This is a genomic window from Blastococcus sp. SYSU D00868 (assembly GCF_054050575.1).
In genome coordinates this window covers 98,580-111,677 of record NZ_JBJGZO010000002.1, presented here as the reverse complement: position 1 = coordinate 111,677, position 13,098 = coordinate 98,580, and the positions used below count along the sequence as shown (strand labels likewise).

Annotated in this window: 13 protein-coding genes and 1 pseudogene; 3 read left to right on the top strand and 11 right to left on the bottom strand. The window is 74.3% G+C overall.

The annotated features are described in order from the left end of the window. Positions 1-86 precede the first annotated feature (86 nt). Positions 87-752: a response regulator gene (locus ACI79F_RS02305; RefSeq protein ID WP_456543505.1), complete on the bottom strand. Its 666-nt coding sequence runs from the start codon at positions 750-752 to the stop codon at positions 87-89. Further along, a complete protein-coding gene (locus tag ACI79F_RS02300; RefSeq protein WP_456543506.1) occupies positions 749-1,942 on the bottom strand; it encodes a sensor histidine kinase in 1,194 nt (397 codons plus the stop codon). The genes ACI79F_RS02305 and ACI79F_RS02300 overlap by 4 nt, the downstream gene beginning before the upstream one ends. Before the next feature lie 138 nt (positions 1,943-2,080). On the opposite strand from ACI79F_RS02300, the gene ACI79F_RS02295 reads away from it, so the two are divergent. After that, positions 2,081-3,754, top strand: coding sequence for a histidine kinase (locus ACI79F_RS02295; protein ID WP_456543507.1), 1,674 nt, complete (start codon positions 2,081-2,083; stop codon positions 3,752-3,754). Between the two features lie 22 nt (positions 3,755-3,776). Here ACI79F_RS02295 and ACI79F_RS02290 read toward each other — a convergent pair whose 3' ends face one another. Together ACI79F_RS02290 and ACI79F_RS02285 are read right to left on the bottom strand one after the other, a co-directional pair. Beyond that, positions 3,777-6,311, bottom strand: a complete 2,535-nt coding sequence (locus ACI79F_RS02290) for an ABC transporter permease (RefSeq protein ID WP_456543508.1) — start codon at positions 6,309-6,311, stop codon at positions 3,777-3,779. Between the two features lies 1 nt (position 6,312). Next, positions 6,313-7,119: an ABC transporter ATP-binding protein gene (locus tag ACI79F_RS02285; protein WP_456543509.1), complete on the bottom strand. Its 807-nt coding sequence runs from the start codon at positions 7,117-7,119 to the stop codon at positions 6,313-6,315. Between the two features lie 209 nt (positions 7,120-7,328). On the opposite strand from ACI79F_RS02285, the gene ACI79F_RS02280 reads away from it, so the two are divergent. Continuing rightward, positions 7,329-7,691: a hypothetical protein gene (locus ACI79F_RS02280; RefSeq protein ID WP_456543510.1), complete on the top strand. Its 363-nt coding sequence runs from the start codon at positions 7,329-7,331 to the stop codon at positions 7,689-7,691. Between the two features lie 119 nt (positions 7,692-7,810). Here the strand turns inward: ACI79F_RS02280 and ACI79F_RS02275 are convergent, their stop codons facing one another. Together ACI79F_RS02275 and ACI79F_RS02270 are read right to left on the bottom strand one after the other, a co-directional pair. Further along, positions 7,811-8,578, bottom strand: coding sequence for a DUF6544 family protein (locus ACI79F_RS02275; protein WP_456543511.1), 768 nt, complete (start codon positions 8,576-8,578; stop codon positions 7,811-7,813). Further along, on the bottom strand, positions 8,575-8,943 hold the full coding sequence (locus ACI79F_RS02270) for a hypothetical protein (protein ID WP_456543512.1): 369 nt from the start codon (positions 8,941-8,943) through the stop codon (positions 8,575-8,577). The genes ACI79F_RS02275 and ACI79F_RS02270 overlap by 4 nt, the downstream gene beginning before the upstream one ends. Before the next feature lie 25 nt (positions 8,944-8,968). Between ACI79F_RS02270 and ACI79F_RS02265 the strand changes: the two are divergent. Beyond that, positions 8,969-9,199 (top strand): annotated as a pseudogene (locus ACI79F_RS02265) (nucleotide disphospho-sugar-binding domain-containing protein); the annotation flags it as partial. 85 nt (positions 9,200-9,284) lie between these two features. Here the strand turns inward: ACI79F_RS02265 and ACI79F_RS02260 are convergent. The 5 genes from ACI79F_RS02260 to ACI79F_RS02240 all read right to left on the bottom strand — a co-directional run bounded on the left by ACI79F_RS02260 (position 9,285) and on the right by ACI79F_RS02240 (position 13,072). Continuing rightward, positions 9,285-9,638: a DUF6186 family protein gene (locus ACI79F_RS02260; protein WP_456543618.1), complete on the bottom strand. Its 354-nt coding sequence runs from the start codon at positions 9,636-9,638 to the stop codon at positions 9,285-9,287. Between the two features lie 340 nt (positions 9,639-9,978). Then, the gene (locus ACI79F_RS02255; RefSeq protein WP_456578869.1) at positions 9,979-10,392 is read right to left on the bottom strand and encodes a DoxX family protein; all 414 of its coding nucleotides are present in this window, start codon (positions 10,390-10,392) and stop codon (positions 9,979-9,981) included. Between the two features lie 136 nt (positions 10,393-10,528). Next, a complete protein-coding gene (locus ACI79F_RS02250) occupies positions 10,529-10,948 on the bottom strand; it encodes a hypothetical protein (protein WP_456543514.1) in 420 nt (139 codons plus the stop codon). Position 10,949: 1 nt separating this feature from the next. Continuing rightward, positions 10,950-11,633: a hemerythrin domain-containing protein gene (locus ACI79F_RS02245; RefSeq protein ID WP_456543515.1), complete on the bottom strand. Its 684-nt coding sequence runs from the start codon at positions 11,631-11,633 to the stop codon at positions 10,950-10,952. A gap of 485 nt (positions 11,634-12,118) precedes the next feature. Beyond that, positions 12,119-13,072: a glycoside hydrolase family 26 protein gene (locus ACI79F_RS02240; protein ID WP_456543516.1), complete on the bottom strand. Its 954-nt coding sequence runs from the start codon at positions 13,070-13,072 to the stop codon at positions 12,119-12,121. Between the last annotated feature and the right edge of the window lie 26 nt (positions 13,073-13,098).

Below are 13,098 nucleotides of genomic sequence, written 5' to 3'. Positions count from 1 at the left end.
TAGGAGCGCGGCTCCGTCCGGTCGTCCTCCCGGCGGTCCGTTCCGAGCTCCTCCCGGAGGAGGAGCGACGGGAGGGGAACTCCTGCTCAGGAGCCGGCCGGGCTGACCAGACCGCGCTCGTAGGCGAGGACGACGGCCTGCACGCGGTCGCGCAGGCCGAGCTTCATCAGGACGTTGCTGACGTGCGTCTTGACCGTCGTCTCGCTCAGGACCAGTTCGGCGGCGATCTCGGCGTTGGACAGCCCGCGCGCGACGAGCAGGAGCACCTGGTGCTCGCGCCCGGTCAGCTGGGGGAGGGGGGCCGGTGCGGTCGTCGTGGCGGCCGGGAGGTGCCGGGCGAACCGGTCGAGCAGGCGCCGGGTGACCTGGGGGGCGACGACGGCGTCCCCGCGGTGCACCACGTGGACGGCTTCGACCAGGTCGTCGGCGGGGACGTCCTTGAGCAGGAACCCGGAGGCGCCGGCCCGCAGGGACTCCACGACGTACTCGTCCAGGTCGAAGGTGGTCAGCACGAGGACCTGGGGCGGGGAGTCGAGTTCACGCAGGCGGCGGGTGGCCTCGACGCCGTCCATCCTCGGCATGCGGATGTCCATGAGCACCACGTCGGGCTGCAGCGCCCGGACCTGCGCGAGCGCCACCTCGCCGTCGGCGGCCTCGCCGACGACCTCGATGCCGGGCTCGCCCTGCAGGATGAGGCGGAACCCGGTGCGCAGCAGCGGCTGGTCGTCCACCAGGAGGACGCGGATGGTCATGACGGGCTCCTGGTGGTCGGGAGGCTGGCCGTGAGGGTGAAACCGCCGCCGGTGCGCGGGGCTGCGGTGAGCTCGCCGCCGTACACCCGCACCCGCTCGCGCAGCGAGTGCAGTCCGTGTCCGCCGGGCGCGGGGTCGGCGGACCAGTCGGGGGCGCCGCGGCCGTCGTCGACCACGGCGAGCAGCAGACGTCCCGGGCTCCACTCGAGGCAGATCCGGGCAGCGGCGCGCCCCGCGTGCTGCCGGACGTTGCGCAGCGCCTCCTGCACGACGCGGTAGGCGGTCAACGCGACGCCCACCTCGACCTCCACGGGGGTGCCGGTGCAGGCCAGCTCGACGTCCATGCCCTCGGCCCGCGCCTCGTCCACCAACGCACCGAGGTCGGCGAGCCCCGGTTGCGGCCGGAGTTCCGCCGGGTCGTCGGCGGGCCGCAGGAGCCCCAGGATCCGGCGCATGTCCGCGATGGACTCGTGGCCGGCCCGCTCGGCCTCGACGAGCAGGCGCTCGGCCGTGTCCGGATCGCTGCGCAGCACCCGGCGAGCGGCCGCGGCGTGGACGGTCAGCGCCGTGATGCCGTGGGTGACCAGGTCCTGCATCTCCCGGGCGATGGCGGCTCGTTCGTCCACCTCCGTCGCGCGTGCGCGGGCCTGGGCCGCCTCGAAGAGGGCGCGGTTGCGCTCCTCTCGGCCGGCGTGCTCGCTGCGACGGCTGCGCACGGACCAGCCGACAGCCCAGACCGCGATCACCATGAACGTGTTGCTCACCCAGTCGGCGACGGTCGGTTCGATCGGGCCCGCGGCCAGCAGCAGCCCCACCAGCAGGTAGACGCCCATCGCAGCCGGCCCGCTCACCGACCAGGGACGGCGGACGGCCACGGTGTAGAGGACGAGCAGCGGGGTGAACGTCGCGATGGTCTGCGGATGGCCCAGCGCGAGCGGGGTCAGCGCGGCCGCGGATGCCAGGACGAGGGCGGGAACGGGCCAGCGCCCCCGGACGGCGACCGAGGCGCCGGCCACGAGCGTCAGGGCCACGGCGAGCGCGTCGGGGTCGCGGTGGTCGAACGGAACGGCGGTGGGCGTGGACCACAGCGACAGGACGCCGAAGACGGCCACGACGACGCCGAGCAGCACGTCCAGCCGCGACGCGTGCCGCCGGAGGGCGGCCGAGGTGCCGGTGGCCAGTCGCTGCACGGCCTCACGGTAGGACGGCCGGCGCGGGGGGTTCCTCCTCCTCGTGGACCGGTCCGCGACCGCTCCTCCTCCTCGCGGAGGAGCGCCGGCACGGCGATCCGGCGGTCGGCCGGGGCGCGGCCGGTAGCCTCTGCAGCCGTGACGAGCCCGGGGAGCACGGTTCCGGGACGGGACGCACAGCCGCCCGATCCCGGCGAGCCCCGGACTCCGGCCGACGAGGTCGGCCTGCCGCGGCCGCGGGGTGCCGGCGACGACCGGCCGCCGTCCGACAGCGCCGCCGTCCTGCGCGGTCTGGGCCTGGACGCCCTGGTGGAGATGCTGGAGACGTCGGGATACGGCGTCTGCGTGACCGGTGACGACCACAGCTGGGTGTACCTGAACCCCACCGGCTGCGCGCTGATCGGCCGGCCCTTCACCGACCTGCAGGGCGAGGACTACCTGCTGTCGTTCGCCGAGCACGAGCGCGCCTACCTGCTCGCGCTGGAGCAGGACCAGCGCGAGGGGGACACCGGCTTCTACGCGAACACCATCGTGCGCCCCGACGGCAGCGAGGTCGGGATCACCTGGTCGGGCTCGGTGCTGCACGCCGACGGCGAGGAGCTGGCGCCGGCGATCTTCCACCCCACCTTCGGGCTGGCGCACACCGATCAGCAGGCCGCGGTGCTCGGCGCTGCGGCCGCCCGGATCGCCGAAGGCGGGTCCGTCGGGGAGGTCCTCGGCAGCCTGGCCGAGGAGGCCGTGGCGCGGTCGCGCGCGGTGGCCTGCCTGGTGCTGGTCGAGTGCCGGGACGGGCGACTGGAGCTGCTCGCCGGTGCGGGGGTGCCCGAGGAACTCCCCGGGGTGGTGACCGACGCCGGGCTGCGGCTCGCGGACCTGCCCGGTGGTGCCCTGCTGACGGCCGGGCGGCTCATGTCGCTGTCCGACGGGCGGACCCGGCAGGCCGCCTCGGCGCCGACCGCGGGCCTCGCGCAGCTGACCGACGGACTGGCGTGGGAGGGGTCGGTCCAGGTCCCGCTGCACCGGGGCGGGGCGGTCGTCGGCTGTCTCGTGCTCCTGCTGCCGCGCACGGTGACGGCCGCGACGAAGGGCGAGCTCATCACCTGGTCCGGCCTGGGGGCGCACGCGTCGGTCGCGCTGGCCGAGGAGCGGCTGCGCGAGCAGGCCGCCGCCCACGCCGCCGAGCTCGAGCGGCACCGGCTCGGGCGGGACCTGCACGACTCGGTGAGCGCCGCACTGTTCTCGGTGCACGCGCGGGCGCAGGTGATCCAGCGGGGGTTGCGCTCCGGGACGCCGGAGGCCGTCGAGGAGGCCGCGCGGGACCTCGAGGCGTTGTCGCGGCAGGCCATCTCCCAGCTGCGCGCGATGGTCACCGGCATGCGCGTGGAGGGCTCGGACGATGACCTGCTCGACGCGCTGCGGGACCTCGCACGGGTCAGCACGACGCGGGACGGCCTGCCCGTGGACCTGCGGGCGCCCGGAGCCGTGCCCCGGGTCCCGGCACGCACGGTCGAGCACCTGGTGCGCATCGCGGGGGAGGCGCTCCACAACTGCGTGAAGCACGCCGGAGCGACGGCCGCGGCCGTGTCCCTGGACGGGGAGGGGGGCGAGCTCGTCCTCGAGGTCGCGGACGACGGCTGCGGCTTCGACCCCGCGGCGATCGAGGCGGGTGGGCACGGGCAGCGGACCATGCGGGAGCGGGCGCTCCTCTGCGGGGGCACGCTCCAGGTGGACAGCGCGCCGGGGCGGGGGACCCGCGTCGTCGTCCGCGTCCCCGTGTCCGGCCGAGCCACGACCGGAGGGGCGCCTCGGTGAGGCGCCCCTCCGTCCGCAGCCGTCAGGCCGTGGCGATGGCGTCGAGCACCTTCATCCGTGCCGCCCGCCGGGCCGGCCAGACGGCGGCGAGGACGCCGATGAGCGCGCCGACGGCGAGGAAGAGGACCAGCCGCCCGCCCGGGACCACCAGCTCGGAGATGCCCTGGTCGGACAGCGCCCGGGTGAGGCTGATCCCGAGCAGCCCGCCCAGCAGCAGCCCCAGCACCGAGCCGTACACCGAGATGAGCACCGACTCCAGCCGCACCGTCCGACGCAGCTGCCCGCGGGTCATGCCGACCGCCCGCAGCAGCCCGATCTCGCGGGTCCGCTCGAGCACCGACATCGCCAGGGTGTTGACGATCCCGAGGACGGCGATGAGCACCGAGAGCACCAGCAGGGCGTTGATGAGCATCAGGATCTGGTCGACCTGTCCCTTCTGCTCGCCGGCGAACTCGTCGCGGTCCTTCAGGGTGACCACCGGGTAGGGGTCGATGGCCGCCTCGATCGCCGACCGGACGGCCGCGGTGTCCGCGCCGCCGGCGACGTCCAGGAACAGGTACCGGTCGAGCTCGGCGCCGCCGGTGGCGACGAAGGTCTCCAGCGACACGACGGCCGGGCCCACCGCCTGGTTGGCGCTGAAGATGCCGCCGACGGTCAGCTGGGCGGTCTGGCCGGTGGGCGAGAGCATCTCCACGGCGTCACCGACGGACCAGCCGTGGCTGTCCGCGGTGGGCTCGTCGACCAGCAGGCCGGAGCCGGTCAGGTCCGCGCTGCTGCCGGCGGAGTAGTCCAACTCGAGCGTCCGGTCCAGGGTCGCGGCGTCGACCGCGGCGACCAGCGTCTCGTCCCCGCCGAGGAGGGCCTGGCCGAAGCGCATCTGGGTGACGGCGTCGACCCCCTCCACCGAACGCAGTTCCTCCGCGACCTGCGGGGTGAAGGGCTGCCCCACAGCAGTGGAGACGACGAAGTCCGCACGCAACGCCGTGCCGATCAGCTTGTCGACCGAGGCGTTCGCGGAGGCCCCGAGGATGCTGAACGCGGTGACCAGCGCCAGGCCGACCATCAACGCGGACGCGGTGGCCGCGGTCCGGCGGGGATTGCGCTGGGCATTCTCCCGGGCGAGGTGCCCGGCCGTGCCCCACAGGCGGGGGAGGACCGCGCCCACGGACCGGGCGAACGGCCGGGCCAGGACGGGGCTCAGAGCGATGGCCGCCAGGACCAGGCACAGCCCGCCGATGCCGACGAGTTGGGCGGCGGTCCCGCCCTCGGCCAGGATGCTCCCGGCCAGACCGGCGACACCGGCCAGGGTCGCTGCGACGCCCGCGATCGTGCGCTTGCGCAGGGAGCGCTCCACCGCGACCTGGTCCTCGCGCATCGCCGCGACAGGCGGGGTGGCGGCGGCTCGGCGGGCCGGCAGGTAGGCCGCGACCAGAGTGACGAGGACCCCGACCGCGTAGCTCCAGGCGACCGTGCCGGGCGACAGCACGAGGCTGCCGTCCAGGGTCAGGCCGAAGGTGGAGAACAGCGCGCGGAGCGCCGAGGCGATGCCGAAGCCGCCGAGCAGGCCCAGCGTGGACCCGACGACGCCCAGGACCAGCGCCTCTGCGAGCACCGATCGTGTGACCTGACCGCGGGCGGCCCCCAGGGCCCGCAGCAGCGCGAGCTCCCGCGTGCGCTGCGCGACCAGCATCGAGAACGTGTTCAGGATGATGAAGGAGCCCACGAACAGGGCGATGCCGGCGAACGCCGTCAGCAGGACGGTGATGAAGGACAGCCCGTCCTCCAGCGCGGCGGCCTGCTCGTCGGCCTGCTCCTGCGCGGTCGTCACGTCGTAGTCGTCGCCGACGGCGGCCGCGATCCGGTCGCGCACCTGCTCGTCGGACGCGCCGTCCGCGACGAGCACGTCGATGCCGGTGAAGTCGTCCCCGAGGCCGAGCAGGCCCTGGGCGGTGGCGAGGTCGAAGGCGGTCAGCGAGGCACCGGCCAGGCCGCCGTCCTCCCCGAAGGTGAAGACGCCGACGACCTCGGCCTCGACGCGGGGCCCGGGGGTGAGCAGGGTGACCCGGTCCCCGACTGTGTAGCCAAGCTCTTCGGCGGAGGCGCGGTCCAGGGCCACCTCGCCGCTCCGTGCGGGTGCCCGTCCGTCGACGAGCTCGCTGGGCGAGAGCTCGCGCTCGGCGAACCAGCTCACACCGACGCCGGGTGCGCCGCCGGTGTCGAGCACCTGACCGTCGCGGTCGAGGACGTAGACGCCCTCGGTCTGGACGTGGCCTTCGGCGGCGGCGACACCGTCGACGGCGCGGATCTGTTCGACCAGACCGGCGGGCAGCTGCTGGACGCCTCCGCCGGGTCCGGTGACACCGGCGTCGAAGGCGGCTGCGGGCTGCACGCTGACGTCGGCCGCCGTGCTCTCGAACAGTGCGGTGAAGGTGCGGTTGAGCGTGTCGGTGAAGATCATGGTGCCGCTGACGAAGGCGACACCCAGGACGATGGCGAGCCCGGAGAAGGCGAGCCGGAGCTTGTGGGCGAGCAGGCTGCGCCAGGTGGTGCGCCACATGTCAGTGGCCCTTCGCGGCGTCGCGGCCGGCGGCGTCGAAGGCCTTCATGCGCTCGAGGACCCGGTCGGCCGTCGGCCCGGCCATCTCGTCGACGATGCGGCCGTCGGCCAGGAACAGCACCCGGTCCGCGTAGGACGCTGCGGACGGGTCGTGGGTGACCATCACGATGGTCTGGCCCATCTCGCGCACCGAGGTGCGCAGGAAGGTGAGCACCGACGCCCCGCTGCGGGAGTCGAGGTTCCCGGTCGGCTCGTCGGCGAAGATGACGTCCGGCCGGCTCGCCAGCGCGCGGGCGCACGCGACTCGCTGTTGCTGGCCGCCGGAGAGCTCGGTCGGCCGGTGCCCGAGCCGCTCCCGGAGCCCGACGGCGTCGATCACGCCGTCCAGCCACGCCCGTTCGGGGCTGCGGCCGGCGATGTCCATCGGCAGCGTGATGTTCTCCAGCGCGGTCAGGGTGGGGAGCAGGTTGAAGGCCTGGAAGACGAAGCCGACCTTGTCGCGCCGGAGCCGGGTGAGGCCCTTGTCGTCCAGGTCGCTGATCTGCGTCTCGCCGATCCACGCCTGGCCCGACGTGAGGCTGTCCAGTCCGGCCATGCAGTGCATGAGAGTCGACTTGCCCGAGCCGGACGGTCCCATGATCGCGGTGAACTCGCCGCGGCGGAACGCGACGTCGACGGCGTCCAGGGCCACGACCCGGGTGTCGCCGTGCCCGTAGACCTTGGTCAGCGCCGTGCCTCGAGCGGCGTACGTGTGGGCGGTCGCGAGTGCGTCTGCGGCGGCGGTCGTGGCCTGTTGGACCGTTGTCACGATCCCTCCTCGGAAGTCCTGGGGTGTGCCGCCTCCACTGCGGCGCCATGGACTCTCGGGCCGCGACCGAACCCGGCCATCGGCCGCAGGGACGGACCTGCGGATAGGCCCTGGGGACGAGGAGGGACCTCGTCTCCTCCGTGAGGAGGAGAGCCGGTGGGTCCCCGTGCAGGAGTCGCCGCCCGGCGGGCATGCGGAGCATCGGCCCCATGACGACGAGCCGGTCGACGGTGCTGTCAGGAGCGGTACCGGCGCCCTGGTGGGCGCCACCGCTGGCCCTGCTCGCCGCCGCGCGCGTGGGACTCAGCGTGCACCACCCCCACGACGTCGTCGACGGACTGGTCCTGGGGGCACTCGTCGCCTCCGCGCTCGTCGTGCCGCTGCGGCGGGTGGCCACCCGCTGGGTCACCGCCGCGGCGGGTGTACCGGTGCTCCACGCACTGTTCGATGCGGCCCGGTGGCCCACGGAGTCCGAGGCGGCGCCGTCCCCCAGCCGCTCGCCCGGGGGACGCCCGCTCATCGCCGGCACCCTGACTGTCATCCGGATTCCCACCGCCCGGTCCGACATGTGAACGGATCTCCAGCCAGAGGCCGCCTCCGTCGCACCGGCGGAGGGGCGCCGGGTCCGCGGGCGCGCCGCCGGTCCTGAGAGGGAAGGGAGAGTCGCCGGCGACCTGCGGTGGGATCGGCGTCAGCTGAAGCGGGCGCCGGTGATGGAGGCGCGGAAGAACTCGCCTTCGTCCTGCCGGTCGGTGCCCCACCACCAGCCCGCACGGAGGCGGGAGCCGATGGTGACGCCGTCGAAGGTGTCCTCGGCCTCGATCGTCACCCCGAACGGGTAGCGACCGAAGGGCTCGCCGCCAGGGTTGCCCCAGCGCTGCATGAGCACCCCGAGCAGCCGCCCGTCCGCACCGACGTGGAACTGGGCGCTCTCCTCGTGTTCGTCGATCCTCCAGGTGACGACGGCGTGGTCCTGGTCGGCGCCCGGAGTCCAGGTGGCGGACCGGAAGGTGGTCGGGGCCAGGGCCATCTCGCCTGCGAGGCGACCGGCCGCGCTGCGGGTGACGTCAGGACCGGTCGCGGTCATGACAGGGACCAGCCCGGCGAGCCGCCAGTTCATCTGTCCGGTTCCGGAGCTGTACCGGTCGAAGCCGGTGACGGGAACGCCGAGCAGGCGGGCCGTCGCGGCCCAGACGAAGCCGTGGGGAGGTGCGAGCACCTGCTGGGCGGTGAAGGGACGCCAGGCTCCGAGCCGGATCTGCCCGTGCATGGTGAGGACCACCGACGGCCACAGCGGCGTCCCTGGGGCGATGGCGTGCCGCAGCCATCGGCGGGCGGCCTCGGGGAGGTCTGCCACGCTCGCGGGATCGAAGGCCGCGACAGGCCCACCTCGGCCGGCGAGCCGATTCCACTCGGCCCGGACTCCGCGGGCGGACCTCGGTGCCGGGGGAGGGGTCATCGGCCGCTCCTGGCTGCGGGCCGCGGCTGCCGATGGGCGGATGCGACGGCGAGGGCGATGGCGACGGCGAGGGCGACGGCGAGGGCGATGGCGAGGGCGATGGCGAGGGCGATGGCGACGAGCACCGCCGCGTCGACGGTCAGGCCCGCCCGGGCGATCGACGCCGATGGCGGGAGCACGACGATCGACACCGGCGATACCAGCAAGCCGACCGGACGCCAGGTCGGCCGTCGGGTGGCCGGGAGTCCGGCGGTGAGCGGGACGAGCACGGCGGCGACCAGCCGGGTCCCGCCGACAGCCATCCCGGCAGCGGAGCCGGCCTTCGGATGCACGTCTGCGTACCGCAGCTCGCCGGGCTCGCCCACCTCGCGGACGCTAGCGTCGATCCTGATGAACGCGCTGGCTGCCGGCGTGCCGCAGATCGTCGTCCCGGGCGCGGGAGACCGTACGAAGCGCGCACGACTCGTGGCGACGAGGGGTGCGAGCCTGGCCGTACGGCTCGACGAGCTGACGGCAGCCGAGCTGGAGCGGCTCACGACGGACCCGGAGCTGCGGGCGACGGCCGGGGAGGTGGCCGCCGAGATCGCCACCATGCCCGACCCGCCCGAGGTCGTGGGCCATCCGGTGGCGCTGGTCGGGCGATGGCGCACAGGTCTGCTCGCGGACACTGCGTCAGACGATCCCCTCGCCCTCGACCGTGGTGCGCTCACCGGGCGAGGAAGTGCACGCCCAGCCACAGCCAGGACGCCAGGACCGCGAGCCGGCCGGCCGGACGCCGCATCAGCGCGGCCACGGCAGCGGGAGGGCGCGTCACCAGCCATGCGCCGGCAGCACACCACAGCAGCGTGGCAGCGGCGCGGACCGAGGAGACGGCGAGAGCCGGGTCCGCGATGTCGCTGAGCGTGGGGACGTCCTCGCGGAGGAGAGCAACTGCCTCGAAGACCGCGAGCGCTGCCCCGAGGAGGAGCCAGGTCCTCGGCAGCCTCCCCTCCGCCGGGGAGCCGGCGCCCGTCCGCCGGAGCAGGCCGATGCCGGTGACGAGGGTCCCCACGGTGGTCACGGCCACGAGCGAGCCGGGGTGGAGTTCACCGCAGGCGGCCACCGTCGCCGCGCAGCCCGACGCGAGGACGCCGCATCCGGCGAGGGCGACTGGGGTGGGCCCGGTGACCGCGAGATCGCGCCGGGACGATGCCATGGGTGCATGGTGGCCTCTCCGAGCGCGGCTGCGCGCGGGGTTCGCCGGCGCGGAGCCGGCGCTCGCCGGCTGCCCGGCCGCCGCCCGCGCGTGCGGGTTCTCTGGGCGGGAGCAGGCCGACTCGGACGAGCACCTCGCCCGTGGCGAGCGGCCCGTGATCCCTGACGCGGTACAGCGAGCAGGCGAGCGCCGCTGCCGGAGCCGGTCAGGTGGCGTGGGCAGGTCCCCGGCTGTGGGGGGCCGGCGCCGCGGCGTCCCGCAGCCGCATGGCCCGGGCACGGGCGAGTTGCCAGGCTCCGGGGACGGCCCAGAAGGTCCAGGCGATGTAGACGAACTGGAAGGGCAGGCGGAGCCACGGGTGCGAGGCGCCGGGGAGGCCCTCGATCCGGATCCCGGTCGCGGCGACGTAGACGTTGGCCGGGAAGACCGCGACCAGGTACGCCGCGAGGGCGAGAGCCACTTCCCGGCGCCAGCGGCTGGGCGCCGCCAGGCCGATCCCGAACAGGATCTCCAGCAGCCCGGTCCCGAAGATGACCCGCTCCCGTGCGGGCACGAACTCGGGCAGGTGCTGCACGAAGGGGTCCGGCTTCGTCAGATGACTGACCCCCGTGAACGTCATCGCGGTGGCCATGGCCACCCGAGCCGCGTCCGGCGATGGACGTCGCTCATGCCGCCGTGACGGGAACAGCCGGGCCACCACGTACGTACCGACGAGGACGACCAGCACCATCATGGCGGCACCTCCGGGCTGCTGCTCAGCCGATCGGCGACGGCGGCGGCGTGGAGCCGGCGGGTCGCAGCAGCCGCTCGATCGCGTCGTCCCACGCAACCGGCAGCTCATCGCCTCGGCACGTCCAGGTCACGAACCGCGTCGGTCCCATGTGGGGGCGCAGCTTCTCGGTGACGGCGTGGTGGGGCTGGTCCCGGTTGAACCGGGCCAGCGCCGCGCCATCCGTCCACGCGGACAGCGTCCAGAAGGTCTTGGCGAACGGCTGGGCGCGCAGGCTGTAGCCCACGACTCCCTGCGTCCTCTCGAGTTGCCGCACGACGGAGAGGGTCATCCCCAGGAACCGGGGGACCTGCGCCCGCGACCGCAGGGGGAGCCGGCTGGCCATCACCAGGTACTCGCGGTCGGGTTCCGGGGCGAGCCGGGAACGCCAGGGAACGGTGGGCATCTCACACCTCCGATCGGGGGGCAGGGGCGTGCAGGGGCTGGCTCAGGCGCTCGTATCTCGGACGCAGCGCCAGCCGGTACAGCAGCCGGAGCAGCAGCGGCTGAGCGGCCAGCATCTCCGCGCGCTCCGCCGGAGTGGCGTGGTCGAGCACCCACGGGCCGGCGAACACGACAGCGCGCGCGCCGACGACCTTCCAGGCGGCCTTGCCCAGGGCCGTGAACTCCTCGGCCGTGAACTCCCGTCGATACCGCGGGAAGGCGACAGCCTCCTCGTGCGGGAGGTGCAGGGCGAGGATGTCCTGGAGTGCCCCGACAGAACGGACGGCCTCCTCCCGGTCGCGCTCCCATCTGCCGCCCCCGGCGGCCGCAGGGAGGCCCTGCAGGCTCTGCCCGGTGGAGGTCAGGCGATCGACGAGGACCCGGTGTTCCCCCCGGAGTTCGCCGTCGGCGTCGGCGAAGGTCGGATCCCGCTCCACGAGGGCGGGGTAGATGACCGCCTCCTCGGCGGTGTGGTGGTCGTGGATGGCGCCCTCGTACCGGGCGTACCACGAGGCCAGCCCCGTCAGGCGGTCCGCGTCGGCCGGGTCGGCCGAGACCACGAGGGCGTGGAGCCGCTCGGCGTCCGTCCGCATGGCGCGGTGCTCCAGGAAGCTGGGACGCAGATCCGGGCGGGTGTCGACGGTCATGGCAGTCCCCACTCCTCCCCTTCTGACGAGATGTGGCACGTCGGGGAGTGCCGCGCGGCCACCCTGGCAGCGACGCCGCACTCCAGGAACCGACTTAGGACTCTGATCAGGCTCGGGCCGGCTGCACTCCCATCGGCCGGCAACCCGGGCCGCCGGCGCCGCTGGCACGCCGGCGGACGACGCTGGACGACGAGCACGGCCGGTCACGGCGCACTCACGAGGCGGGCGTGTGTCCAGAGGCGAGCGGGGAGCGGGCACCACACCCGGTGGAGACCAGCCGCCTGGTGCGCGTGAGCCGATGGAACGTCCTCGAGGCGGCTCGGGCGCGCCGACGCCACGACCACACTGACCGTCCGCCCAGCAAATGACGCCGCCCCGGGGCTCTGACCTGCAAAGACACGGGGCGGTGCGGTGTCCGAGGGGCGACACGGTACTTCCGCACACGCTTGCGCTGGGGTGATCGGGCCTGTCGGCCTGATCGGCTGTCAGGACCGGCCGACCGGCCAGGAGGCGGTGACACGGCCGGGCGCGGTCACGGCTCGGCGGAACGCACTGGCAGCAGGGGATGAGCTGTCCACGCGCCAGTCGGCCTCCTTGTCGTACTGGAACCAGACGACCACCCGTACGCCCTCGTCGACCACCAGCTGGAACAGCGCCTCGATCCAGGCGGCCTTGTCACCGCCTTCCTCCGCCGAGCCGGTCTCGGTGATGGCGAGCGGCCGGTCCGACAGGCGCCGCAGGTCGGCCAGCGAGCTCCCGAAGACCTCTCCGGGGTCGCGCCAGCCACCCCAGGGGAGGGCGTCGCCCCCGTTGTAGCCGTCCACGGCCACCCAGTCGACGGCGTCGTCACCCGGGAAGAGCGGTCCGTACGGCGCCGTGCCCGGCGCGTGGACGTTGACCGACCACACCCAGAGGACGTCGTCGGCTCCCTCCTCCTCGAACAGCCGCCGGACGTGCTGCCAGGCAGCCACCGCCTCGGCCGGTTCGTTCCCGTTGACGCCGACCGACCAGGGGTAGTGGGGGGCGTTCACCTCGTGCAGGAAACGGAGGCCGAGCCGGCCGCCCCAGTCCCGGACCTGGCGGGCGAACGTCCGGACGTAGTCGTCGTGTGCTCCGCCCACGATGCTCGCCAACGAGTAGTCGGGCTGGTCGACCCCGCCCCCCGGGGACCACGCCTCCCATGTCAGCAGTGGCAGCGCCCCGCGCGCGGCGACCGCGTCGGCACGGGCGGTGTCGAGCGGTGGTCGCCCCGCCCATGCCTGGTACCACTGGTACACCCCGACCGGCGCCCCGGCGACGTCCGAAAAGGTGTCCAACGCGGTCACGTCGTCGGCGGCGACACCGAGCGTGACGGGCCCGGCCGGACCGCGGCCAGCCGGGACGAGGACCGGGAGGAGGGCCAGTACCCCGAGGGCCGTCCACAGCAGAGCCCTGCGCACGGGTCGTTGGTACCACCGGTCCGGGG

What these genes read in the sequence shown, in the direction of transcription:
- ACI79F_RS02305 (WP_456543505.1), bottom strand. Translation starts at nt 752, where the DNA reads ATGACCATCCGCGTCCTCCTGGTGGACGACCAGCCGCTGCTGCGCACC.
- ACI79F_RS02255 (WP_456578869.1), bottom strand. Translation starts at nt 10,392, where the DNA reads ATGACGTTCACGGGGGTCAGTCATCTGACGAAGCCGGACCCCTTCGTG.
- ACI79F_RS02290 (WP_456543508.1), bottom strand. Translation starts at nt 6,311, where the DNA reads ATGTGGCGCACCACCTGGCGCAGCCTGCTCGCCCACAAGCTCCGGCTC.
- ACI79F_RS02275 (WP_456543511.1), bottom strand. Translation starts at nt 8,578, where the DNA reads ATGACCCCTCCCCCGGCACCGAGGTCCGCCCGCGGAGTCCGGGCCGAG.
- ACI79F_RS02280 (WP_456543510.1), top strand. Translation starts at nt 7,329, where the DNA reads ATGACGACGAGCCGGTCGACGGTGCTGTCAGGAGCGGTACCGGCGCCC.
- ACI79F_RS02245 (WP_456543515.1), bottom strand. Translation starts at nt 11,633, where the DNA reads ATGACCGTCGACACCCGCCCGGATCTGCGTCCCAGCTTCCTGGAGCAC.
- ACI79F_RS02250 (WP_456543514.1), bottom strand. Translation starts at nt 10,948, where the DNA reads ATGCCCACCGTTCCCTGGCGTTCCCGGCTCGCCCCGGAACCCGACCGC.